The sequence below is a fragment of the Grimontia celer genome, assembly GCF_900055185.1.
Taxonomy (GTDB): Bacteria; Pseudomonadota; Gammaproteobacteria; order Enterobacterales; family Vibrionaceae; genus Enterovibrio; species Enterovibrio celer.
The window spans coordinates 237,241-262,332 of record NZ_FIZX01000003.1; the positions used below are offsets into that span (position 1 = coordinate 237,241).

The 25,092-nt window shown below is 50.4% G+C and carries 22 protein-coding genes; 8 read left to right on the top strand and 14 right to left on the bottom strand.

Annotated elements, in window-relative coordinates; translation table 11 throughout:
- Positions 1-4 precede the first annotated feature (4 nt).
- The 13 genes from GCE9029_RS19720 to GCE9029_RS19780 are packed head-to-tail and all read right to left on the bottom strand — an operon-like array spanning position 5 to position 11,444.
- Positions 5-580 carry a DUF3261 domain-containing protein gene (locus tag GCE9029_RS19720; RefSeq protein WP_062666198.1) on the bottom strand — a complete coding sequence of 192 codons (576 nt, stop codon included), beginning with the start codon at positions 578-580 and terminating at the stop codon, positions 5-7.
- Entirely contained in the window at positions 577-2,883 is a 2,307-nt protein-coding gene (locus GCE9029_RS19725) for an MMPL family transporter (protein WP_062666201.1), read from the bottom strand. The genes GCE9029_RS19720 and GCE9029_RS19725 overlap by 4 nt, the downstream gene beginning before the upstream one ends.
- Positions 2,867-3,481 carry an outer membrane lipoprotein carrier protein LolA gene (locus GCE9029_RS19730; protein ID WP_062666203.1) on the bottom strand — a complete coding sequence of 205 codons (615 nt, stop codon included), beginning with the start codon at positions 3,479-3,481 and terminating at the stop codon, positions 2,867-2,869. The genes GCE9029_RS19725 and GCE9029_RS19730 overlap by 17 nt, the downstream gene beginning before the upstream one ends.
- A complete protein-coding gene (locus GCE9029_RS19735) occupies positions 3,471-3,899 on the bottom strand; it encodes an acyl-CoA thioesterase (protein ID WP_062666205.1) in 429 nt (142 codons plus the stop codon). Before GCE9029_RS19735 ends, GCE9029_RS19730 begins: the two co-directional genes overlap by 11 nt.
- Positions 3,899-5,443: an HAL/PAL/TAL family ammonia-lyase gene (locus GCE9029_RS19740; protein ID WP_062666207.1), complete on the bottom strand. Its 1,545-nt coding sequence runs from the start codon at positions 5,441-5,443 to the stop codon at positions 3,899-3,901. The genes GCE9029_RS19735 and GCE9029_RS19740 overlap by 1 nt, the downstream gene beginning before the upstream one ends.
- Complete coding sequence (locus GCE9029_RS19745; RefSeq protein ID WP_062666209.1) at positions 5,424-7,103, bottom strand: glycosyltransferase family 2 protein; 1,680 nt, start codon at positions 7,101-7,103, stop codon at positions 5,424-5,426. Before GCE9029_RS19745 ends, GCE9029_RS19740 begins: the two co-directional genes overlap by 20 nt.
- Entirely contained in the window at positions 7,100-7,450 is a 351-nt protein-coding gene (locus GCE9029_RS19750) for an ApeI family dehydratase (protein ID WP_062666211.1), read from the bottom strand. Before GCE9029_RS19750 ends, GCE9029_RS19745 begins: the two co-directional genes overlap by 4 nt.
- A gap of 31 nt (positions 7,451-7,481) precedes the next feature.
- Positions 7,482-8,843, bottom strand: coding sequence for an AMP-binding protein (locus GCE9029_RS19755; protein WP_062666213.1), 1,362 nt, complete (start codon positions 8,841-8,843; stop codon positions 7,482-7,484).
- On the bottom strand, positions 8,840-9,394 hold the full coding sequence (locus GCE9029_RS19760; RefSeq protein WP_062666215.1) for a COG4648 family protein: 555 nt from the start codon (positions 9,392-9,394) through the stop codon (positions 8,840-8,842). Before GCE9029_RS19760 ends, GCE9029_RS19755 begins: the two co-directional genes overlap by 4 nt.
- Position 9,395: 1 nt before the next feature.
- The gene (locus GCE9029_RS19765; protein WP_062666217.1) at positions 9,396-9,650 is read right to left on the bottom strand and encodes an acyl carrier protein; all 255 of its coding nucleotides are present in this window, start codon (positions 9,648-9,650) and stop codon (positions 9,396-9,398) included.
- A 6-nt stretch (positions 9,651-9,656) separates the two neighbouring features.
- Positions 9,657-9,914, bottom strand: a complete 258-nt coding sequence (locus GCE9029_RS19770) for a phosphopantetheine-binding protein (protein ID WP_062666218.1) — start codon at positions 9,912-9,914, stop codon at positions 9,657-9,659.
- Positions 9,895-10,713 (bottom strand): lysophospholipid acyltransferase family protein, encoded by an 819-nt coding sequence (locus tag GCE9029_RS19775; protein ID WP_062666220.1) that lies wholly within the window; start codon positions 10,711-10,713, stop codon positions 9,895-9,897. Before GCE9029_RS19775 ends, GCE9029_RS19770 begins: the two co-directional genes overlap by 20 nt.
- Complete coding sequence (locus GCE9029_RS19780; protein WP_063856918.1) at positions 10,701-11,444, bottom strand: beta-ketoacyl synthase chain length factor; 744 nt, start codon at positions 11,442-11,444, stop codon at positions 10,701-10,703. Before GCE9029_RS19780 ends, GCE9029_RS19775 begins: the two co-directional genes overlap by 13 nt.
- A gap of 188 nt (positions 11,445-11,632) precedes the next feature.
- Here GCE9029_RS19780 and GCE9029_RS19785 point away from each other — a divergent pair, with 188 nt between their 5' ends.
- The 3 genes from GCE9029_RS19785 to GCE9029_RS19795 are packed head-to-tail and all read left to right on the top strand — an operon-like array spanning position 11,633 to position 14,367.
- Positions 11,633-11,992, top strand: a complete 360-nt coding sequence (locus GCE9029_RS19785; RefSeq protein WP_062666334.1) for a hypothetical protein — start codon at positions 11,633-11,635, stop codon at positions 11,990-11,992.
- Between the two features lie 25 nt (positions 11,993-12,017).
- Entirely contained in the window at positions 12,018-13,088 is a 1,071-nt protein-coding gene (locus tag GCE9029_RS19790) for a methyltransferase (protein WP_062666224.1), read from the top strand.
- Between the two features lie 46 nt (positions 13,089-13,134).
- Positions 13,135-14,367, top strand: a complete 1,233-nt coding sequence (locus tag GCE9029_RS19795) for an NAD(P)/FAD-dependent oxidoreductase (RefSeq protein WP_062666226.1) — start codon at positions 13,135-13,137, stop codon at positions 14,365-14,367.
- Positions 14,368-14,430: 63 nt separating this feature from the next.
- Here the strand turns inward: GCE9029_RS19795 and barA are convergent, their stop codons facing one another.
- Complete coding sequence (barA, locus tag GCE9029_RS19800; RefSeq protein ID WP_062666228.1) at positions 14,431-17,175, bottom strand: two-component sensor histidine kinase BarA; 2,745 nt, start codon at positions 17,173-17,175, stop codon at positions 14,431-14,433.
- Positions 17,176-17,369: 194 nt separating this feature from the next.
- Between barA and rlmD the strand changes: the two genes are divergently transcribed.
- The 5 genes from rlmD to eno all read left to right on the top strand — a co-directional run bounded on the left by rlmD (position 17,370) and on the right by eno (position 24,994).
- Positions 17,370-18,686, top strand: a complete 1,317-nt coding sequence (rlmD, locus tag GCE9029_RS19805) for a 23S rRNA (uracil(1939)-C(5))-methyltransferase RlmD (RefSeq protein WP_062666230.1) — start codon at positions 17,370-17,372, stop codon at positions 18,684-18,686.
- Positions 18,687-18,747: 61 nt separating this feature from the next.
- Entirely contained in the window at positions 18,748-20,958 is a 2,211-nt protein-coding gene (relA, locus tag GCE9029_RS19810) for a GTP diphosphokinase (RefSeq protein ID WP_002537558.1), read from the top strand.
- A 61-nt stretch (positions 20,959-21,019) separates the two neighbouring features.
- Positions 21,020-21,838: a nucleoside triphosphate pyrophosphohydrolase gene (gene mazG, locus GCE9029_RS19815; protein ID WP_062666232.1), complete on the top strand. Its 819-nt coding sequence runs from the start codon at positions 21,020-21,022 to the stop codon at positions 21,836-21,838.
- A gap of 140 nt (positions 21,839-21,978) precedes the next feature.
- Complete coding sequence (pyrG, locus tag GCE9029_RS19820) at positions 21,979-23,613, top strand: CTP synthase (RefSeq protein ID WP_062666233.1); 1,635 nt, start codon at positions 21,979-21,981, stop codon at positions 23,611-23,613.
- A 79-nt stretch (positions 23,614-23,692) separates the two neighbouring features.
- On the top strand, positions 23,693-24,994 hold the full coding sequence (gene eno / locus GCE9029_RS19825; protein ID WP_046303743.1) for a phosphopyruvate hydratase: 1,302 nt from the start codon (positions 23,693-23,695) through the stop codon (positions 24,992-24,994).
- Positions 24,995-25,092: the final 98 nt, after the last annotated feature.

Sequence of the window (25,092 nt, forward strand, 5' to 3'; positions counted from 1 at the left end):
TCCGTTATTCGAGGGTTTGAATCTTGATTTGGTAGTGCTGGCGCACTTGCTCAAACTGGATATCAGCTGGAACTCCTCCTGCAACCTTGGGCTCATCATACTGTATTTTCGCCACGGTTTCGCCGTTCTCATCGAGTAGGGTTCGGCTTGTAGCATCATCAACCAGTTGCCATCCAATCGGTGAAAGATGTGGTTGCCACGAAGTGGCCGGCCATAAGGTCAACATCAGGTTCATGAGCACCTGTTTTCCATCAGGCAACACGGCACCGAGACCTGTGAGGTTGTCGGTTTCCAGAGTCTGTCCATCGTAATTGAGCGTCAGTAATCGGGTGCCCCAACTGGAGAATCCCACTAAAACGACGTCTGATTCGGTGATCTCAAGATGCACGGGAAGCACCTGTGTACTGTCACTCCACTTCGCGGTAATAAGCTGGTTCACGCTGACGGTGCCTTCAAACTCTGAAGGGGCAGGTAAGCTGACAAACTTATCGGGTGCAATTTCAACCTGGTTGCTATCAGGCACTGCCGCGCAAGCAGAAAGCAGCAGAGAAAAAGCCAAAGACAGTACAACGCGAATCATTGATGAAGCTCCTTTTCTGGCTGTTGGATGGCCAATGGCGCGAGCAGCCAGGCGACAACAATACCCACCAATACAGTAATACCGAAACTGTGAATCGCTTCGGTTTGGCTGAGAGACAGCAAGCCGAAAGAGAGTATGGTCGTCAAGGCAGCAAGGCTATTTGCGACCAAGGCGCGATAACTGTCTTTGTGTTCAGCGAAAAACAGGGTGTAGTCGATACCAATTCCCAAAACGAGAAACAGTGCCAGCAGGTTGAACAAATTCATAGGAACTGGACTGATGGCGCCTGCGGTCAAGGCTACACCCGCCGCGAGCAAAGGCGGGGTTAAAATACGAAGTGCACGGTGAGCGCCGAATCGCACGCAGAGCACGCCTAAAATCGCCAGACAGGCGATGCCCATCAACATGGAAATACGCAGTCGGTACTGACCAAACAGGCTGGAAACTTCCTCAGCTTTGTTCAGCACACTTACCTCTGGGAAAGGTGCTATCGCTTGTTTGATGGCGCTCATGTCAGTTGCGTTTTGCAGCATCACAATGGCGGCAAATTGCCTTTCATCAGGCTGTAGCCACAGAGATGAGAACAGCTCACTGCTCGGAGCGTTAAGCATCAGCGCGGGTGTCAGAATATCAATGTCGCTCGGGAGTTGAGGCGACGTCGACAAACCAATTTGTGCAGCGAGCTTTTCACCTTCTGACTGATAAAGAGATTGAACAAGAGCAAAGTTCTCTCGCTGCACCGATGCTGGTGGCACCAAATCGGCGGGGTTTTGATAACCGGAGAGGACGTTTTCACGTCGAAGTTTTTCAAGTGCCGGCGTGAGAGCGTAAGCATTCTCCAGTACTTGCTGCTCGCTGCTTCCTTTGACCAGCAGCATCGGCTGGGAACTGCTGAGGCCTGTTACTGACTTGATGACCGACTCCTGCTCCTGCAAGGCCGGTGGCAGAGATTGCAGTTGGCGGATGTTGTCATCGTAGTCTGCGTTAAAAAAGCCAATCAGAGCGACCAGCAAGGCAGAAACAGGCATTGCCACTCGTACCAGCGGCCGTTGCCATAGCGTCAGGTAGCACGTGCTTGAATTTGCGAGAGGCAGCGTCTGGTATCGGGCTGGACGTTTTGCCAACAGTGGATACCAGAAAATCACACTCAGGTAAGCGCCAATCAGGCCTGCGGCTGAAAACAATGCAAGTTGCTGCAACCCCGGGAAAGGGGCAACTAACATACTGAGATAAGCAATCAGGGTGGAAATCAGACCAAAGGTGACAGGGACAAAAACGCGTTTTAATCCCTCTTCTGAACGCCAAGATGCGCCGGACGCGAGGCGGTCTGTCAGATAGTGGAAGGCATAGTCTATCGATACGCCAATCAGGCTGGCGCCAATGACCAGGCTAAACAGGTGAATTTGTCCAAATACCAAAAGACAGATGGAAAAAGCCGTCACGACGCCTGTACCAATCGACAGTATGGTTAGGCTGACAGGTAAAAGACTACGATAGACCAAAAGCACCAAAAGCAGGATGCCGAGCAGTGAGCCAACGCCGATGGTGCTGATTTCAGATTTAGCACTGTCAGTCCCAAAGGCCGCATAAAACACCACGCCAGTATGGAAGATTTGAGCGTCAAACTGTGCGGCAGTGGCTTCTTCTAATTGGGCGAGCTCTGCCAGCTGTTGTTGGGTTTGCATGGCATAAGCTGAGCCAGAAAGCGTGCCACGGAGCAGAGCATAAAATGTGCCGTTCTGCTCTGTGGTCAGATAACCTTCTGCGATGGAAAAGCGTTGGTTTTGCTTGTTCATCGTTTGCAGGTAATCACGGAACAGCAAAAAAGGGTCGCCAGAAAGTTCAGCGCCAGTCACCCCGGAAAAAGGGTTGTAAACCTGTTGAATGACTTTGGCGGTCTGGGTGGCAGCTGAGTGCTTGAGTATCTCGCGTTGTTCCAGCGTCAGCAATTGGTATCGGTAAGGCGCATAGGTGCTGACCCAGGCTGATTGCTCTTCATCAGACAATTTGCCGTTTATTTTGCTGAAAAGTGGCAGCGTTTGAAGTTCTGTTTCAAAGGTGCGGGCGGCTTTTATGGTCTGGTCTTGATTGTCGGCGGAGATAAGGAACAGCACCTGATCTTCCATGCTGCCAGCCACCTCATCGAAGGCTTTCTGAGCCAGGGGATCTTGCTGGTTTTCAGGGAGTAGGTTAAGGATATTGGTGTCGAGCATCGCTGCGCCGCTTGGGTGGCGCAGTATTGCAGTAGCTGCGAGAAGGGACAGGGCAATCAGCCATAGTATGGCTTTAGTCGTTGAACGCACGGCGCTCCTCGTCAGTCAGCGCTGATGCGTGTTGAATATTGCTGAAGGTCACTCTGGTTTTGTCACCACGGATCTCTTCCATCGTCAGGGCATCAATGTTGTGACCGCCTGATAAAGTGATTTGACTGAAGACCTTTGTCAGTGGCGCCTCGGCTGGAGTCAGCACGAGTGTCCACGCTTCAGGGCTGCCATCCAGCTCAAAGCTAAATTGTTGGGTTAGGACATCTGCATCAGCATGGAACAGACCAAGGAAAAGGTCGCTGAAATAAAACGCCATCGGGTTATCTTTGGCATGGATGACCTGTTCCGGTTGACCCGGCATTTTCTGGCGAAGCGTTTGATCGGACAGAATCAGGGTGACGGGAAACGGCGTAGCCTGAAGCCAAAGTAGACCTTCTTTTTCACTCAAGACGAAGTTGCCGTTTGATACCAAAGGCTTACTAAGCATCGCAATATCTTTGGTTTGCTCGAAGTCACCGCTGATCACGGCTGACTTTTCCAGCGTGTTTTGCAGATCAGAAAGTCCAAATGCCCAGGTCAGAGGGCTAGATATCATCAGGCTGAAGCTCAAAAGCGCAGTGACAAGCTTACGCAGCATTGAAGTACGCCTCCAGCCGATCTGTCAGAGCTTTAGGCGAGACAAAACACATTTCTTGCTCGTCGATAGACACCGCCACCTGAGTGGTATGCCCTTTGGTCAGGCGTTTGCCACTTTCGGCGTCGTAAATGACATAGTCAGTGCGAAGACGGTTTTCGTACTCGGTCAATGTCGCGGTGACACGGATTTCCTGATTGAACTGGATAGGTTTTACGTAGCGCACGGCAGTGTCGATGATCGGCCACATGTAACCCGAGGCACTCATGGCCAGGTAGCCATAATCAATCTTTTCCATCATCACGCGGCGGGCTTCCTCAAAGTAGCGGAAGTAATTGCCGTGATAGATAACGCCCATCGGGTCGGCATCCTGAAAGGATGTCATGATAACCACTTCGGCGTTAAGTGTGCGCTCAGTCATTAATAAAGCTCCCAAACCTGCCGCTGGATGTTATCAACGAAACGGCGAAGATCTTGCTCAAGTGGGCGGTCTTCAATCACCATCTTAAACTCATCCAACACGTGTTTTGTCATGGTGCGAAGTGCTGGGCTGAAATGATTCAAATCCAGTTCGCCATGCTTACGGCGAATTTCCAGTGCTTGCGTGGCAGCCAACAGGCTGGCTGCGGTGACTTGTTCGGTCAGCTGCAACACGCGCAGACAATCACGGGAGGCGATGGTGCCCATGCTCACCTTGTCCTGGTTATGACATTCGGTCGAGCGTGAAAAGACACTCGCAGGCATGGTGTGTTTTAACGCTTCAGCCGTCCAGGCAGAGATACCGATTTGTACCGCTTTGAAACCGTGGTTAATAGGCTTGCGATCGCCTTCCGCACCAGTGAGGTTAAACGGCAGGCCGTTGTTGAACTTATAGTCCATCAGCTGTGCCATCTGGCGATCAAGCAGGTCAGCAATGTTCGCAATGGCGGTTTTGAGCGAGTCCATCACCATAGCAATATGGCCGCCGTAGAAATGACCGCCATGTAACACGCGTTCGTTGTCACCGTCGATGATTGGGTTGTCGTTGGCGCTGTTGAGTTCGTTTTCGATCATCTGGCGCGCCCAAGGCAGGGTGTCCTGCAGCACACCAATAACGTGAGGCGCGCAGCGCAGCGAGTAGCGATCTTGCAGTCGGTCGCTGTTGCGAGGCGGTTTGTCTGCCTGCAAATCGTCACGCAGCCATTTAGCAATTTGCTGCTGACCAGGATGAGGTTTGACGGCAAACAAGGCTTCATCAAAATGGAAGTCGTTGCCATGCATTGCCAGCGACACCATGGCAGTAATACGGGTAGAAAGTTGTGCCAGATACTCTGTACGTTTGTAAGCAAGACAGGCCAGTGCGGTCATCACGGACGTGCCGTTCATCAGCGCCAAACCTTCTTTGGGTTTCAGCGTGATAGGTTCGATACCTAACTCGGCAAAGACTTCTGCAGTCGGTCGAAGCTGGCCTTTGTAAATCACTTCACGCTCGCCAATCAGAGCAGCAGCAACATAGGACAGCGGTGTTAAATCACCGCTGGCGCCGACGGAGCCTTCCTGGGGAATACGCGGGGAAATGTCGTGATTTATCAGGGTGACCAACTGACTCAGAAGCTCCATGGTCACGCCCGACACGCCTTGCGTCAGCGAGTTGAGGCGGGTTGCCAGTACCGCACGGCTTTGTACGTGATCGAGGTTGTCGCCCAAACCACAGCCATGGAAACGGGTCAGGTGCAGCGGCAGTTCGTTAACGAGCGCTGGTGGGATTGCCACGGTGCAAGAGTCGCCATAACCTGTTGTCACGCCATAAATCACACCTTCTTCTTTCAATAGGCGTTCAAGGAATCGTGAGCCGCGGTCGATTCGCGCCGTAAATTCCTCGGAAGGATTCAGCGCGGCGCGGCTGCCATTGGCAATCGCGACAACAGATTCAATGGTAAGGGGCGCTTCCCCAAAAACGATGGTGTTATCCGTGTGACTTGTCATTGTTGCTGCTCGTTAACTGCCAGAATTTAAAAAAGTTATACCACTGCAATGGGGCTTTGAGGGTGTAGTGCTCAAGGCGCTTTGCGTATTGCTCGACCACTTCCTGAAGCGCTTCTTCACGCTTTCCGCGGGGCAGTCGAATTGGGTCGTAAAACGGTTCAAAGTGCACATTGAAGTGCGGTGTTTGGCTTTGCTCATCACGAAGGCCAAACAATAAAAGAACAGGGGCTTTCAGCACCGACGCAAGCACGAAAGGCCCTTGCGGGAAAGGCGCAGGCTCGCCAAGAAAATCTGCCATGACCACGCGCCCTTCGCGGGTCACGGACGTTCTGTCGCCGACAATGACCACCCATTCGCCATCATCAATTTTTTGCTGGAGCATGATGGCAGTTTCAGGGCCAAGGTTCGACACCGACATCAGGTTAACCGAAGCGTCAGCGTTCACTTCGTCCATCACTGAATTGAACTGCTCAGCATGCTCAGTAAACACCAGCGCGTTGATTTTGACACCTGAGTGGCGACGACTGAGGGCGCGACAAAGCTCGATATTGCCAAGGTGGGAACCAATCAGCACTGCACCGCGCTTGTCTTCCACCAGATGACGAAAGTGTTCGCCGCCTGTGATGGTGAGGTTGGAAACGTCAAAGTCCCCTTTCCAAGCCGCGAGTTTATCCAGCATGGTTTCGCCAAAAGAGAGCAGGTGATGATAGCTGCTTAGTGGCTTTTCGCCGGTATAGGTGGCGACTCTTTGCAGGTAATCTTCAGAGGCTTCCCGCGCGACTTTGCCTGTTAACCAGTAGTAATACATCACAGGTTTCAGCATCAGGCTGAAGGCTTTTCTGCCCAACAGGCTGTATGTGGCCAGAAGTAGCTTGATACCTAGAATGGTGCCGCGTTCTTTTCTGGCGGACCAGTGTTGGCTGTTTTTCCGTTTCATTGCCAGCAATCGGGGGATTTTGGGCAACATGGAAAAGAACAGCAGGCTGTGCATTTTGCTGATGCGAACGTTGTCTTTAAACGCATCAAAGTGCGACAAACCGTCTTCGGGATAAATCACTTTGGTGTCGATATACCGAATATCGCAGCCATCCCAGTAAAGGCGCACCATGATTTCAATATCAAAGTCCATTCGTTTGCCAGGTGAAGACACTTCAATCACTTTGAGTGTCTGGGCAAGCGGGTAGGCTCTGAATCCACACATGGAATCTTTGATGGTGGTCGACAGTGTTTCCAGCGTCACCCAGAAGTGGGTGATATAACGTCCGTACAATCGGGACTTGGGTACCGATTCATCGTAGATAGGCTTGCCGGAAATCAGGGAGTCTGGGTGTGTTTGAGATTCTTCGATTAACGCGGGTACCGCGGTGAGATCATGTTGTCCGTCAGCGTCGATTTGAAGTGCATGGGTGAAGCCCAGTATTTGCGCCTGCTTCAAGCCTGCCATCACTGCGCCGCCTTTGCCTTGGTTTTCTTCAAGGCGGTGAAGTGTCACGTCATCCTGCTGTGAGAGCGTATCCAGCACCGTTTTGGTGGGCTCTTCACTGCCGTCATCCACAATAACAATCGGCAGTTCAAACGCTTTTAGCGCATCGACGACAGCGCCAATGGCGGCACCGTGGTTGTAGCAGGGGATGAGAAAGCAAGGTGAGTAGTGGCTCATTTCGCCTCGCTGATCAAAACGCGGCCTGAAGAATGGGCTCTGTCTTTGGATTGGTAGCTGAAGTAGAGTTTTCGTTTCTCCGGATCCCACGTGAGAGTCAGGGTTACGACGGCTTCCGGCAGGATAGGGTCTTGAAACTTAATCACCTCCATGCCACCAAACTGACCATCCAGTGGCAGATACTCTTCGGCGTAGCGCATGGCTAAATCGATTTGGGTGACGCCGGGCAGAATCGGAAACGTTGGGAAGTGGCCTTTGAAATCTTCCAGGCTGCTATCAACCCTCAGCGTGAGAGTCACGCTGTTGGTTTCAGTTTCTGCTTTGAGTAATGTGGGTTTGCGTTGCATGTTTTTCCTGTAAGCGTTTTAGCTGCGCTTGTCACTGTGTCCGGTTAAACAAGGCCTCAATGGCTTGCCGTTGACGTTTACCCTGGCTGTTTTGGGGAATGGCGTCGACAAAGCGCCACTGGCGCGGGATGGCGATTGGCTCAAGCCACTCTCGAAGGCTTTGCCTCAACATCAGTTTAAATTTCCCAGCCCCTGTTTCAGCCAGCATCTTTTCACCTTCTGCGGACAATACTACTGCTGCGACAATGATTTGTCTTTCATCCTGCTGGTGGAGAATGCTGGCAGCGTCCGTTATCCAGTTGCTTTGGCAAAGTCGTTGTTCGATTTCTGGCAAAGAGACCCGCTTTTCTTCAATTTTTACCACGCGGTCAGCACGACCTTTCAGCAGGAAGGTGTGGTTGTCATAAAGCTCGCACAAATCTGCAGTCTGATACCAATGGTCTGGGTCGATGTAAGGGGAAAGCAGTTGCAGGCAGCCTACATTATCCAATTGAGCGCGGATACCACTGAAAAGTTGCCAGGCTGTGGTCTCAGTGGATTGCTGTCGAAAACCAATCCCGCCGGTTTCGGTGCTGCCATACACTTCGATGGGTAGTGCGCCGAGGCAAGATTGGCTGCTATGCGCCGCCGATATCGGAAGAGGTCCGCCGGAAGAAAATATCGCACGATATTGGCCGGATGCGGGTTCAATCATGCGTTTCAAGAGTGCAGGGCTGCTGATCAAGGTGGTCTGTTCATCTGCTTTGACGACGACTTGTTCAGGGTAAACCAGATCGTGGCACTGGAATGTTCTCCCAGCTGAAAGCGGCCACAGCAGGCGGAACAACAAGCCATAAATATGCTGGTGCGATACGGTGCTTTGAATATGAGCGCCTTCGAGTTTTGCTCCCCATTGCGCTTCTAGTTGGTTGAGCTCTTCCTGAATCTGGAACAGTGATTTTTCTATCGCTTTCGGCTCGCCACTGGAGCCTGATGTGTACAGCGTGAGAGCCAGCCAATCAAAGGCTTCAAGTTTTAAATCAAACGTGCTTTGCGTATCTGACAGAGGCAGTGATACGGAGGTGGTGCCGACAGGAGTGGCCACACGGCTGTCATGCAAGATGGCGTCGAAATGGATTGAAAGCTCAGTCAAAGCGCCCGTCTGTAAATTCCCCGGCAGAACCAGAGATTTTCCCGCATGGGCACAGGCAAAAAAGGCAGTGGCAAACAAGTAGCTGTCTTCAAAAGCCAGCGCCCACTTTTGTTCTGGAGATGCTTTTAACACTGAGGCGAGCTTTGCCACATCATCAGTAAATGCCCCCCAGTTTTTTCTACCACCATCACCCAATGCGACGGGCAAGTCTGTGTCGCGTTCTGACAGACAGAGGGATGATAAGGACGTAAAACGATTCACGATGCGCGCACCTTTTTCCTGATAATAAATTCGATACCAAAGAGCGCGCCGGCAGCGAGATAACTGAGTAAGCCGTTATACAGCGTCCAAACCTCCAGCGACATCAGGCAGGTTAGCCAGGCGATTGCGCCGTTCACCAGAAAAAACAAACACCAGACTTTGGTGACGTTGCGGGTGTATTTTACGCCAGAAACTGGCAAATCGGGCTCCTGAAGGCGGGCAACCTGTTCGATGATGCTCATTGGCTGGAAGAGGCTGGCGGCGAAAACGCCAAACATGGTAGCGTTGACTGCGACGGGATAATACAGAAACCAGTCGTGTTGCTTGAAGACATAGCTCAGGGTAACCAGCAGAAGGCCAATGATTCCTGTCGTCGTCGCGACATGTCTCAGCGGGCTACTTCCCAGCACCTTGCTGGAAGTCATCCGAAGCAAGAACAGAAAGCCAAGCAACAACGCAACAGGGCCAACTCCTCCGTGCGAAATCCCGGCGTAAACCGCCAAGGGATAAGCGAGCAGGAGAAGGCCTGCCAGTGCGCTGAACTTTCGCATTTTAAACTGCTAGCAGGTCTGCAACGGCATCAACAACGTCTTGTACAGAGCGTACAGACTTAAACTCTTCCGGTTTAATTTTCTTGCCAGTGGTATTTTGCAGGTGAACAACCAGATCTACGGCATCAATGCTGTCGAGGTCCAGCTCTTCATAAAGTTTGGCTTCAGGAATAATGTCGGCAGGATCCAGCTCAAATAATTCCACTAGAGCGTCACGAACCTGTTCGAATATTTCTGCTTTATTTACTTCTGTCATTTTCTATTACGCTTTGTTGGCCGAAATGAACTTCGCTAGATTTGCGACTGAGGCAAAATGCTCGCGAGTATTGCTGTCATCGGCATCAATGACGACGTTGTAAGCTTTTTTAATTGCCAGTCCAAGCTCAAGTGCGTCAATGGAATCTAAACCTAACCCTTCCCCAAAAAGTGGCGCATCGGTATCAATATCTTCGACCGTCAGATCTTCGAGATTAAGTGCCTCAATGATCAACTGCTTTATTTCATTGTGTAATGTGTCCACTGTAGCCTTCTATGTTTGTTTGCTGTTCAATTTTATTATTGTGTGGGAATAGTTCCCTTTTGAGTCGTCTATTGAGGCGACGGGCTGCCGTCGCTTCTGCAATATCTGAATCGGTAAATTCACTCGCCGCTATCTTACCCTTCACCTCAACATGAAAAAAGGGGCGTACGTCCGGAACTTGGTACCACTTTTTCTCTTTCGTGAGAAAGCTAGGTGTAACAGTAATATGCACCACACGGATATCGGTCTGGGTACGGACAGCAATTTGAGATGCTCCACGTTGCAACGAAGATTCAACACCTGGCGTGGTTCGGGTGCCTTCTGGGAAAATAAGCAGGACATTGCCGTCACCAAGCCGCTCTGCGCAGCGCTCGAGCAAGTCATCTGGACTGTTGTTGGGAATGTAACCTGCCGCTTTGACAATACCTTTCATAAAAGGATTGTGCCAGATAGCGGATTTAACCAGACAGTCGCACTGTGGGAGCTGGGAAGTGATCAACACATAGTCAATCAAACTAGGGTGGTTGGCGAGGATGATGCAGTTACTGTCTTCGCGAAGAATATCGCCACCGGTGATTTTGTAGTTAATCGCACCGGTGTATTTCATGGTCAAACAAAAGATGGTGAAGGTCTTTTGAATGATGCGTTGGACGCGGAGTTCTCTTTCCTTAGAGCTTTTCGCGCTGAACGTCATCAAAGGACAAACGATAAAGGTCAGGAATAGGCCACCAAGGCCGAACAGGCTAAAACAAAAGCCTGTTGCCAACACCCGCCACCATTTGCTGATTAATCGGAACATTCAAAATCTCCTACCTGCCAAGACCAGTGCTGACGGGCACTTTGCATCTCAAAGTCAGCGTTTCTACCCAGCCACTGACGATAGAACTCCAGCGCTTGTGGCAAGACCGTAATGCTATTACGTGAACCCGATGTTGAGCGCTGAATCTGAATTTGATCGCCGGCTTGGAGCACCATTCCTATTGCATACGGTGCGGTTGTGTAGGGTTCAAACTGGGCGTAAACATCGGGTAGTGGCGCGTCGAAATCGACCACCAACACTTTCTTATCTGGGTGTTGATTGAGATAAATGAAGGCTTCGAGCAAGGCATAGTGAAATCCGTCAGCACCGCCCGCAAGAGATGTGGCCGGGATAGGTTTTTTCGTCGCGATAGTAAATAAGCCTGCTGCGGTGTTATGCACGGATTGCGAGAAAGCTGTGGGCGAAGCCGGCTCCCCAGCCAGAATTTCCTGAAGCAACTGGACGGTTCTTTGAAGCTCACCATGTCGGCTTGAAAAAACCGTATAGGCGATGTCCTCGTCAGCTGCTAGGGTTGCCGCAACCTGAACCACAATTTTGCTCAGCGGACTCATGCGACGTCTCATCATTGCCGGGATGGTGCTGGCTGCTGGCGCAGGAGCGTCATCCGGCCACTGACATTGATCTTGCTGCCATCTTGTCCAGTCTTCCGGGTTTTCTAATCCGGGCGACAAAGCGAAAAGTCTCGGGATATTAAATTGAATACTGCTCATCGGTGGTGCTATAACATCTTTGATTATGTGGCTGATCAAGGTATTGGCGCCTTGAGCAGTGTTTAATACTTCGCTTGGTAGGAAGTCAGAATGCGATCATATCGCAATGGCTACATCGCGCAACCAAGGGATTAAAATTAGAGAGGGAGTCAGTTGTGAAATTTAAAAAATATCTCGTTTTGTTGGCAATGGCATTTGTTCTGGCGGGCTGTGGTCGTGTTCAGCCAATTAAAAATGTCGAAAATGCACCGGTTGCTTTCAATATTCCCGCAGCGTCAGTGAAACAGGCAATTATTGAATCTGGTGTGGACCGTGGCTGGATCATGACAGAAACCACCCCGGGCGTCATTCGTGGTGAATTATTTGTGCGTTCGCACCGCGCCGTTATTGAAATTCCATACAGCGACAAGAGCTATTCCATTAATTATGTGGAGTCAGAGAACTTGATGGAAAGCGACGGTAAAATCCACCGTAATTACAACCGCTGGGTGAACAATCTAGATGTCGATATCCGCAAGAAACTGGCGGTTATGGCAGCTTCCCAGTAAAAAGAGTTAAGTAGTAGGTTATAGAGTGAATTCATTTCAAGCGGATCCGTATAACGCTTTGAATGCAAAAACTGAGGCGCAAAAGTTAGCTTTTGCGCCTATTGTTTTTCATGCAGCGCGAACCTTGCGAGACCTCGGTGTTTTAGCAGCATTGGATGGTGCTGGCTCTGAAGGTTTGGATGCGGCAGCCATTGCCGGGAAAACGGGTGTGTCAGAATACGGCGTGAAGGTACTGCTTGATATGGCAGTCAGTGCGCATATCGTGACTTGGCAATCACCAAACTATGTACTGGCGAATGTAGGATATTTTCTTCTCAATGATGGAATGACCCGTGCCAATATGGATTTCACGGCGGACGTTTGTTATGCCGCAATGGCACATCTAACGGAATCAATTGAGACGGCTAGCCCTGCAGGGCTCAAAGAGTTGGGGCAGTGGAGCTCGATTTATGAGGGGCTCTCAACGCTGCCGGAAAAAGCGAAAGAAAGCTGGTTCCAGTTTGATCACTTCTATTCCGATCGTTCATTCCCTTTGCTTCTTGAAAAAGTGTTTGCTTCCAAACCGAAGAAGCTATTCGATATCGGTGGCAATACGGGCAAATGGGCAACCCAATGCTGTAATTACGATGCAGATGTGGAAGTCACCATTATCGATTTGCCTCAGCAAATTGAAATGGCACTAGAGCAGGCCAAAGTGAATGGTTTGGAAGAGCGAATAAAAGGTCATCCTTTCAATGCGCTGGATAATTCTCTTTCTCTGCCAGAAGGCGCGGACGTTTGGTGGATGAGTCAGTTTCTTGATTGTTTCTCGCCAATGGAAATCTTGAGTATTTTGCGCCGCGTTCGTCAGGCTGTGTCTTCTGATGCAACGGTTTATATTCTCGAACTTTTCTGGGATGCGCAGAAATACGAAGCAGCCTCATACAGTTTGAATGCCACCTCGCTGTACTTTACGTGTCTGGCGAACGGAAATAGTCGTTTCTATCGCTGTGAAGAGTTTTTGCAGATTGTTGAAGAAGCAGGTTTCGAGGTTGCGGAGCGAACTGACAATATCGGCTTGGGGCATACCCTGCTAACATTGAAAGCCCGTCCTTAACGGCGAATGTCGTTACCGTTTTGAAAAGTTGATAGGAGTCCATTTCTTGAAGTTGGAAACCACTCAAGTAGCAATTATTGGCGCAGGCCCATCCGGGGCAATAGCTGCTGCGCTGCTGAATCAGAAAGGCATTGATGTATTGGTGCTTGAGAAAGCGACATTTCCTCGGTTCTCTATTGGTGAAAGTCTGTTGCCTGCCTGCATGGAGTCAATCCGAGCTGCGGGCATGCTGGATGCCGTCAACGATGCGGGTTTTCAGTTTAAAAACGGTGCGGCGTTCAATCGCGAAGGGCTCTACATCAGCTTTGATTTCACAGACAAGTTTTCACCGGGCGCAGGCACAACCTATCAGGTGCAGCGAGCGGTGTTCGACAAAGTGCTGGCTGATGACGCAGAAAGGCAAGGCGTGACCATTCGCTATCAACACGAGATTGAAGCAGTGGATGTGAATGCTGACAAGCCTGTTCTTCATGTAAAAGATGAACAGGGCAAACCTTATCAGCTTCAAGCGGATTTTATTCTCGATGCGAGCGGTTTTGGCCGTGTATTGCCAAGACTGCTTGAACTGGAGAGTCCATCTTGCCTGCCGCCACGACAGGCGATTTTTACCCATATCGTCGACAACATTGATGCGACTGAATATGACAGAGACAAGATTCTGATCTCTGTGCATCCGGATAACCATGATGTCTGGTATTGGCTGATCCCATTCAGCAACGGCACTTGCTCTTTCGGCATTGTTGGTGAGCCGGATTTCTTCGCGAATTATCCTGAAGACCACATAGCAGCTATCAAACAATTGGCGAGTGAAGAACCTTGGCTCGCGCAATTGCTCGCGAATGCGGAATATCCCAACCAGCCAGGTACAATTGGTGGCTATTCTGCGAATGTCAGCACGCTGGCTACAGACAAGTTCGCGCTGCTCGGTAATGCGGGTGAGTTTCTTGACCCGGTATTTTCTTCCGGCGTGACCATTGCGATGAAATCGGCCGAACTTGCGGTCAATTCTCTGAGTCGCCAACTATCAGGCGAAAAAGTGGATTGGCTGAACGAGTACGAGAAACCACTTTTGCGCGGCGTTGATACTTTTCGCTGCTACGTCGAAGGTTGGTATAAGGGCACATTGCAGGATGTGATTTTCTACCCAAGCCCGGATCCGAAAATCAAACGTATGGTATGTTCGATTCTGGCAGGTTATGCGTGGGATACTGATAACCCGTATGTGGATGAGCCAGTGAGACGACTCGATACGTTAGCGAAAATCTGTGCCGAGGCATAACGCACAGAATAAAGAGATAAACAAATAAAGAAAAGGCGGGAAACCCCGCCTTTTTCGTTTCTGTCAGACCGTCTCATCCAGATAATGAGGCGATTGCTCCCTAATGTTCTGAATTTCATCTAACAATTCAAAAAGCTCTGGCTCGATGTCTTCGACCGTTGCGCCTTTTTTAAGCTGGGTTTCCAATTCATGACAAAGGTTTTTGAGCCTTGGTACACCGCTGTAGGCGCAGCTGCCATGGAGTTTGTGAATCACAGCACTCAAGTCGACCTTGCTGTCTTCGAGTGCCAGATTCACTTTCTCTTCGACCTCATCAAAAGAGCGCACCAGCATCTGCAACATGTCTCTTGCCAAGTCTTCTTTGCCAGCCGCCTGCTTCATCGCCAATGACCAGTCAATATTGAGTGTCTCTCCCAGTTTGTTTGGGGTGATCAGCGGCGAATTAGGCTGGGTTTGGCCACTGTGCGGATGGGTCCAGTGGTGAAGTACCTGCTCTAGGATATGTTCTTCAATTGGCTTAGTGAGGTAATCGTCCATGCCTTCATTGAGCAAGCGCTCACGCTCGCCAGTCATGGCATGGGCGGTGACAGCTACTACAGGCGTATGTTGATTGAGTGGTGTTTTGCGGATTTCCTGACAAGCTGTGACACCGTCCATTTCTGGCATTTGGATATCCATCAGGATGAGGTCGAAACGTTGCTTCTGTGCGCAGGCGAGAGCTGCTTTACCATCTGATGCAGTAAACACATTGGTCACGCGTTCTTTCAACAAGGCGGTGATGAGTTTGAGGTTGGCAGGGTTGTCATCCACTGCCATTACAGTAAGCGGTGCTTTATCGGTATGGACTTCAACCGCTGGTGGCAGCAGAGCAAGTGACTGCTGTTCGCCCTGCAATTGCTCAATGAGTTTTCTCACTGATAAAGGTTTGGCAAGGCAGGCTGCCACACCGGATGTAAGCAGCGCTTCTGACAAGGCAAGCTCTGTGGTTGGCAAACAGAAGATGACCCGGTCGCTGAAGGTTTCAGCCTGTTTTGCCATGGCTATCAGTGCGTCACTTTCCGGTACATCGACGGCATCGACACAAATCAGTGCAGAGGAGACGCGATCTGAAGTTTCTGGCAACTCGGCATAATCGCTCAATGCCATGTCGAAATGCGCCAGACGTTCGCGCATCATCAGTCGGCTTTCATGGTCGGGTTCAATCAGCATCAGTGATTGCCCTTGCAGAGCTTCGGCATCGATAGGATGCACCAGCGGCAGATCAGTTTGGATTAGGGACATGGTGAACCAGAAGGTTGACCCCTGATGCAAACGGCTGGAGAAGCCAATGTCGCCGCCCATTTGCTGCACCAGCTTCTGGGTGATCACCAGGCCAAGGCCGGTACCACCATAACGACGACTGATGCTGGCGTCTGCTTGACGGAAAGCCTGAAACAGTTGCGACTGCTGACGCTCTGAAATGCCGATGCCGGTATCACGGATGACAAACTGAAGCTCTAAACGCTCATCGCGTTGCTGTTTCAGTTCTACGCTGACACTGATATGACCGCGCTCGGTAAACTTAGTCGCGTTACCAATCAGGTTAGTGAGCACTTGCTGGATGCGCAGCGGATCGCCAATTACGCCGGCTGGAATGCGAGGGTCGATACGAAGATTTAGCTCAAGGCCTTTTTCGTGCGCCATTGGCGCGAGTAGGCGCATTACTTCATCCAGCGAATCTTCAAAATCAAAAGGAATGTTTTCCAGAAGTAGTTTGCCTGCTTCCAGTTTTGAGAAGTCCAGAATGTCGTTGATGATGGTCAGCAGGTTGTTGGCTGACTTTTCAATGGTCTGCAGATAATCCTGTTGGCTGCTGGAAAGCTGGGTTTTCAGCATCTGGCGGGTAAAGCCAATGACACCATTCAGCGGAGTTCTAAGCTCATGGGACATGTTAGCGAGGAATTCCGATTTCACCCGCGCCGCTTCCTGCGCGTTTTTCTTGGCGATATCCAGCTCAACGTTCTGGATTTCTAACTGCTCCAAAGTTTCGCGTAAATCCGAAGTCGCCTGATCGATACTTTGCTGCATCTCAAGGTGATATTCCGACAGCGAAATCGCCATCGCATTGATCCCGTTTTTCAGGGTGTCCAATTCACCAAGTAATTTGCCTTCAATCCGAACATCGAGATGCCCGCGACGGATTCTGTCGATCATGCTTATCATCTGTTTGATTGGCATTTCGACATCTTGTAGTAGTCGGTAGGCGAAGAAACAGGAAAGGATCAGGCCAAGAATTAACACCACACCGGCGGAGATGATCTCTTGATATTGCTTTAGCTTCACTGTGGAAAGATCCATTTCCATCGTGATGTAGCCAATGGGTTGCTCTTCCACCAGCGCGTTGTTAAAGCCAGCAATTGCACGGATGGGCGCGCGGAGTAACAGCGCATCCTTCAGGTGGATGACTTCCAGACGTTCTGGCAAAGGTTGCCCACGAGGCACTGCCAACAAATCGAGATTGCGATGATAGTTGGAGGTCACGAACAGATCATTTTGGCTGGAAAATACCGCAATGCTTCGGATGTATTCGCTGTGCTGACGGTGCGTGTGCCCAATCAGGCGCCGCACGTTTTCCCGGCTTTCATTGGCGAGGCCAATTTCACTGGCGATTGCCAAGGGTTCGATAATCGCCTGTCCGGCTACAGCAAGCTGTTGTTCCAGTTCCTGATAACGGTTTTTGATGAAATAGGCGCTCAGCAAAATGCCGATGATAAGCGTCGGGGCAAGGGTTAGGGTGATTACTCTGGCGCGAAGTCCGTATTTGGTCATGCTGTCTATTCTGTGGGAGAATTGCCGTCATTTTTCAGACATACCGTGAATTTAATAGTTTAACCTCACGCAGTAAGTCTACACCAAAGCTGATGGCGAGAATTCAGCAGGTTATCACAACTGTCTGACCGCCAATATTCGAATCTATGCACAGACTGCCACGACGGTTTGCTGCGAAAGCTGGAACATATGTAATGGCGCGTTTTTTTAAGCCACAGAAGAAAAAGACTCTTGATACCAAGCACAAGGCGATGACCATTGCCCGTCTCGACCATCAAGGTGATGGTGTGGCGTTTGAAGGCAAAAAGCCGGTGTTTGTTGCTGGTGCATTGCCGGGTGAGGAAGTGCTATTGCAACTGACAGAAGATAAGCGCCAATTTGCGCGTGCCCGTCTTATCAAAGTCACCAAACCGAGTGCTGAGCGTATCAGACCATTTTGCCAGCATTACGGTGCGTGTGGCGGCTGTAACCTCCAGCATCTGGGCCATAGTGCTCAGATTGAAGCCAAGCAGGAAACGCTGTCCCAGTTGATGAAGAAATTTGCCTCAGCGGAGCTTGAGCAAGACGCGCCGGTGGTGTCTAAAGAAAAAGGTTACCGCCGCCGGGCACGCCTGAGTGTCAAAGTGAGTAAAAGTGGCAAGCTTGAAATGGGATTCCGTCAACGCAGCGCCAATGACATTGTGACCGTCACAGACTGTCCGGTGCTTGATGCGGAGTTGAACGCGCTATTGCCGGATGTTTATACCTTGCTGGATGGTCTTCGTGGCCGTCGTATCATAGGTCATATTGAACTGGTGGCTTCCAATCAAGGTCGAGTACTTCTAGTTCGTGCTATCAAGCCGCTGCACGAAGACGATCAAGCAACGCTGAAAGGCTTCGCAGAACACCACGGTTTGATTTATTACTTGCAGCAAGCCGATGAGGCAGTGAACCGCGTTCTCGGTGAACAACCTAATTACGCACTTGGCGATCTGACGCTTGCCTTTGAGCCGCAGGACTTTATTCAGGTCAATGCGGATATCAATGAAAAGATGATTGCGCAGGCGCTGGATTGGCTGTCATTAACAGAAGACGATACGGTGCTTGATCTTTTCTGTGGCCTGGGCAATTTCAGTTTGCCGCTGGCTGAGAAGGCAAAAACCGTGGTCGGTATTGAAGGCGTGGAAGAGATGGTGCTGCGCGCATCAGACAATGCGATGCGTAATCATCAAAGCAATGCGCGTTTCTATCATGCCAATCTGGAACAAGATGCGGCTGAAACTGTCTGGGGACGTGAAAGCTACAACAAAATTTTGCTCGATCCGGCACGTGCTGGTGCTTTAGGGGTTATGCCTTATGTGGCACAATCTGGAGCTGAGCAGGTAGTGTATGTTTCCTGCAACCCGGCAACATTAGCACGTGACAGTCAGGTGCTTTTGGATAACGGGTATCAATTGGTTAGGTTGGGCATGTTGGACATGTTCCCACATACAGGGCACTTGGAGTCGATGGCGTTGTTTGTCAAAGATTGAGTCGCCCACCGGGCAACCATGATGGTTGCCCGTTTAAGGATAAGAAAAACAGGATAGTGAAATGGTCGCAATTCGTGGCGCGCACCTAAACGACAATAAAGAATTTGTGCTTGAACGCTGGGTGGAAGGTCTTGCCCAGGAGGCTGCCGTATCTCAGGCTTTAACCAAAGCCTATCACCATTGCCAGACACTGGGCGATGAGCAAACGCTCGCGCAGCCTCTCTGGTGTGGTCGGGAGATGATTGAAATCCTTGTCACTTTAAGTATGGACAAGGAAACTTTGTTGGCCGCGTTGCTGTTCCCCATGGTGGAATATGACGTGCTCAGCAATGAATTGCTCAAAGAGCATTACGGAAACAATATCGCCAAGCTGGTGGAAGGGGTTCAGGAAATGGCGGCGATTCGCCATCTGAATGCCAACAATGAAGAAGCGACGGCTGCGCAGGTGGATAATGTGCGCCGTATGTTGCTCTCCATGGTCGATGATTTCCGTTGCGTGGTCATCAAACTGGCTGAGCGCATTACCTACCTGCGTGAAGTAAAAAACGAGTCGGACGAAGTGCGTCAGGCTGTTGCGAAAGAGTGTGCAAACATCTATGCACCGCTTGCTAACCGCTTAGGTATCGGTCAGCTCAAGTGGGAAATCGAAGATTATGCGTTCCGTTATCAGCATTCGCTGACCTACAAGCAAATCGCCAAACAGCTGGCAGAACGCCGAATTGACCGTGAGCAGTACATCGACACCTTTGTGTCCGATCTGCAAAGCGCGATGGAAAACTCCAACATCAACGCGCAGGTCTATGGTCGACCAAAGCACATCTACAGCATCTGGCGTAAGATGCAGAAAAAAGGCTTGGAATTTGATGAGCTGTTTGATGTGCGTGCCGTGCGCATCATCGCTGATCAGCTTCAGGACTGTTATGCCGCGCTGGGTGCTGTTCATACCAAATACCGCCATCTGCCGAAAGAGTTCGATGACTACGTGGCGAACCCGAAACCAAATGGTTACCAATCGATTCACACTGTCGTATTGGGACCTGAAGGCAAAACGGTAGAAATCCAAATCCGTACCAAGCAGATGCATGATGATGCAGAGCTTGGCGTCGCAGCGCACTGGAAATATAAAGAAGGTTCTTCAGCTGGTCGCAGTGGCTACGATGAGAAGATCACTTGGCTGCGTAAACTGCTGGCTTGGCAAGAAGAGATGTCTGATTCCGGCGAAATGCTGGATGAACTTCGTAGCCAGGTATTTGATGACCGCGTCTACGCCTTTACACCGAAAGGTGATGTGGTTGACCTGCCAATCGGCGCGACACCTCTGGATTTTGCTTACCACATCCACTCTGAAGTGGGTCACCGTTGTATCGGGGCCAAAGTGGAAGGGCGCATTGTGCCGTTCACCTATCACCTTAACATGGGCGATCAGGTCGAAATCATCACCCAGAAAGAGCCTAACCCTTCCCGTGACTGGCTGAACCCAAGCCTTGGCTTTGTGACGTCAGGCCGCGCACGCGCCAAGATCAACGCTTGGTTCCGCAAGCAAGCGCGAGAGAAGAACGTCGAGGCAGGTAAAGAAATTCTTGATGCTGAACTTGCGAAGATTGGTGCGGCGAGCAAAGATGCCACACTTGCCATGAAGCGCTTCAATGTCAACAGCCTTGATGAAGTTTACGCGGGTGTTGGTAGCGGTGATTTGCGCATCAACCAGGTGGTGAACTACATCAACTCTGTGGTCAACAAACTGACCAAAGAACAGGAAGATGAGCAGCTTCGCGCTAAACTGGAGCAGGCTGAAACGCAGACCACAACCAAACGACCGCGTCGAGATGCGGTTGTCGTTGAAGGTGTGGACAACCTGATGACCCACCTTGCTCGATGCTGTCAGCCAATTCCGGGTGACGAAATCGAAGGCTACGTAACGCAAGGTCGCGGTATTTCAGTGCACCGTGCAGACTGTGAGCAATTGGCTGAACTTCGCCATCATGCACCGGAGCGCCTTATCGAGACGGTGTGGGGCGGCGGCTATATCGGCAACTATCAAATCACAGTGCGTGTTTCTGCATCCGAGCGAAGTGGTTTGATTAAAGATCTCACCAATGTCTTGCTGAATGAAAAAGCGAAAGTTTCTGGCATGCAAAGCCGGGTCGACTACAAACAGCAAATGTCCATCATGGACTTTGATTTAGAGCTGAGTGACCTTGAAGTGCTGAGCCGGGTGATCTCCCGCTTGGAGCAAGTCAAAGACGTGCATGAAGCCAAACGGCTTCGCTAACAATATTCAATTTGTATAAAGGGAAAGCGCTGCTTTCCCTTTTCTTTTGGGCGGGTAACAGATGAAAAAAATGTCGCGAATGCAAGAATTGCTGGAAATTATGGCTACCCTCAGGGACCCGCAAAACGGCTGCGATTGGGACAAGAAGCAAACCTTCGATTCCATAATTCCTTACACCATCGAAGAAACTTTTGAAGCAGTGGATGCTATTGAACGTCAGGAATGGGCAGATGTTCGCGATGAGCTGGGCGATCTGCTGTTTCAGATTGTGTTCTATAGTCAACTCGGAAAAGAGCAGGGTCTATTTGAATTTGAAGACATTGCTGGTGCCATGTGCGACAAGCTGGTGCGTCGCCATCCTCATGTTTTCGGTGAAAAGGATGCCGATGGTAACCCGCTGGAGCAAGCGGACTGGGAAGGCATAAAAGCGCAGGAACGAGCCGCCAAAGCCAAACCTGATGCAGAGCTCAGTATTTTGGATGATGTACCGACCTCACTTCCGGCGTTAGGCCGAGCAGCGAAACTGCAAAAGCGTTGCGCGCGTTTCGGCTTTGATTGGGACTCGGTAGGCCCTGTCGCCGAAAAAGTGCAGGAAGAGCTTGAAGAGGTAATGGAAGAAGCCTTGATGGTGGATGTGGACCAAGAACGCGTCGATGAAGAAGTCGGCGATTTACTTTTTGCCGCCGTCAATCTTGCCCGCCACCTCGGCACTAATCCGGAAAGGGCACTTCGAAAAGCGAACCTAAAATTCGAAAGTCGTTTTCGCAAAATTGAAATGAAATTACGCGATAATGGTAAAAACTTGCAGGAAAGTGAGCCAGATGAGCTTGAAAATCTGTGGCAAGAAGTAAAGCGTGATGAGGGCAACAAATCGACGTAAATCACTCAATTGATTTACGACAAAAAAAAACGGCATTCTGTGTGATAGTTTTCACGTTGTGGGAAGTTTCGGGCTCTGGTAACATGTCGTCCCGTCCAGATTTCCAATAATTTCCCCTAAATCCAACTCTCAGGTTTAGCATGACAACGAATTACATTTTTGTTACGGGCGGGGTGGTTTCCTCCCTAGGTAAGGGTATTGCAGCAGCGTCATTGGCGGCAATTCTAGAAGCACGTGGTCTTAAAGTGACCATGATGAAGCTTGACCCTTACATCAACGTGGACCCGGGCACCATGAGCCCAACCCAGCACGGTGAAGTATTCGTTACGGAAGACGGCGCAGAGACTGACCTGGATTTGGGTCACTATGAGCGCTTCATCCGCACCAAGATGACCAAGCGCAACAACTTTACGTCGGGTCGTGTATACGCTGACGTACTGCGCAAAGAGCGCCGTGGTGACTACCTGGGTGCAACCATTCAGGTTATTCCACACATCACCAACTCTATTAAAGAACGCGTACTTGCCGGTGGCGAAGGTCACGACGTTGCTATCGTTGAAGTCGGTGGCACCGTGGGTGATATCGAATCACTGCCGTTCCTTGAAGCTATCCGTCAGTTGGCGGTAGAACTGGGTCGCGAGCGTGCGATGTTCATGCACCTGACTCTGGTTCCTTACCTGGCAGCAGCCGGTGAAGTGAAAACCAAACCAACCCAACACTCAGTGAAAGAACTGCTGTCTATCGGTATTCAGCCAGACATTCTGGTTTGCCGTAGTGATCGTGTGATTCCTGCGAACGAGCGCTCTAAGATTGCGCTGTTCTGTAACGTTCAGGAAAAAGCAGTGATTTCGATGAAGGACGTAGATTCCATCTACAAGATCCCTTCACTGATCCGTTCTCAAGGTCTTGATGACCTGATTTGTACCCGTTTCGGCATCACAGCGCCAGAAGCTGACCTGTCTGAATGGGAACAAGTTATTTATGAAGAAGCGAACCCAACCGGTGAAGTGACTATCGGTATGGTTGGCAAATACATCGAACTGCCAGACGCTTACAAGTCTGTGAACGAAGCACTGAAACACGGTGGCCTGAAAAACCGTCTGACTGTGAACATCAAGTATGTTGACTCTCAAGACGTAGAAACAAAAGGCGACGAAGCACTTCAAGGTCTGGACGCGATTCTTGTTCCAGGTGGCTTCGGTGACCGTGGTGTGGAAGGCAAGATTCTGGCAGCGAAATACGCTCGTGAAAACAAAGTGCCATACCTTGGCATCTGTCTGGGCATGCAGGTTGCGCTGATCGAATACGCGCGCAACGTTGCAGGCATGGAAGGCGCAAACTCTACCGAATTCGACAAGGGCAGCAAGTTCCCTGTTGTTGGCCTGATCACCGAGTGGGTGGATGGTGAAGGTAAAGTTGAAGAGCGTACTGAAAAATCAGATTTGGGCGGCACCATGCGTCTTGGCGCGCAGCTGTGTCACCTGAAAGAAGGTACTAAAGCACGTGATCTGTACGGTAACGCGACGATTCATGAGCGTCACCGTCACCGTTATGAAGTGAACAACGTGCTGCGTCCGCAGATTGAAGAAGCGGGTCTGGTTGTATCTGGCCTGTCTGCGGATAAAAAGCTGGTTGAAATCATCGAAAACCCTGCGCACCCATGGTTTGTGGCGTGCCAGTTCCACCCTGAATTTACCTCTACTCCACGCGATGGCCACCCTCTGTTTGAAGGCTTCGTGGCAGCGGCAGGTAAAAATCAGCGTGGTGAGCTGTAACTGAAAAAAGGAAGCGGTCGCGAAGGTTGTGCGGCCGCTTTTCGCATTCTTAAGCTATTGACATACGAGAGGAAACACAATGTCTAAGATCGTTAAAGTTCTGGGCCGTGAAATCATTGACTCACGCGGTAACCCAACTGTAGAAGCAGAAGTTCACCTGGAAGGTGGTTTCGTAGGTATGGCAGCTGCTCCATCTGGTGCATCTACCGGTTCTCGCGAAGCACTGGAACTGCGTGACGGCGACAAAGCACGTTTCCTGGGTAAAGGCGTTCTGAAAGCAGTTGATGCAGTAAACGGCGCAATTGCTAACGCTCTGGAAGGTAAAGACGCGAAAAACCAAGCAGAAATCGACCAGATCATGATCGACCTGGACGGTACTGAGAACAAATCTAAGTTCGGTGCAAACGCAATCCTGGCTGTTTCTCTGGCGAACGCAAAAGCAGCAGCTGCTGCGAAAGGCATGCCACTGTACGAGCACATTGCTGAGCTGAACGGCACTGCTGGCGTATTCTCTATGCCTCTGCCAATGATGAACATCATCAACGGTGGTGAGCACGCAGACAACAACGTAGACATCCAAGAGTTCATGATTCAGCCAGTTGGCGCGAAAACTCTGAAAGAAGGTCTGCGTATCGGTGCGGAAGTATTCCACAACCTGGCGAAAGTTCTTAAGTCTAAAGGCTACAGCACTGCAGTTGGTGACGAAGGTGGTTTTGCGCCTAACCTGAAGTCTAACGCTGAAGCACTGGAAGTTATCGCAGAAGCTGTTGCTGCTGCTGGTTACGAGCTGGGCAAAGACGTTACTCTGGCGATGGACTGTGCTGCATCTGAGTTCTTCGACAAAGACGCTGGCATCTACAACATGAAAGGTGAAGGTAAAACTTTCTCTTCTGAAGAGTTTAACCACTACCTGGCTGAGCTGGCTAACCAATTCCCAATCGTTTCTATCGAAGACGGTCTGGACGAGTCTGATTGGGCTGGCTTCAAGCACCAAACTGAACTGCTGGGTGACAAGCTTCAGCTGGTTGGTGACGACCTGTTCGTTACTAACACCAAGATCCTTGCTGAAGGTATCGAGAAAGGCGTTGCTAACTCTATCCTGATCAAATTCAACCAGATCGGTTCTCTGACTGAAACTCTGGCTGCAATCAAGATGGCTAAAGACGCAGGCTACACTGCTGTTATCTCTCACCGTTCAGGTGAAACTGAAGACGCAACTATCGCTGACCTGGCGGTAGGTACTGCAGCAGGCCAAATCAAGACTGGTTCTATGAGCCGTTCTGACCGTGTTGCTAAGTACAACCAGCTGATCCGTATCGAGGAAGCACTGGGCGAGAAAGCACCATACAACGGTCTGAAAGAAGTTAAAGGCCAAGCGTAATCGCTTATCCTTAACGGATTTAGATTGAAGACGGCGCCGAAAGGCGCCGTTTTTTTATGGGGTTAGGAAAGAAGGTCCTAGGAGAAGAGCAGATCCTA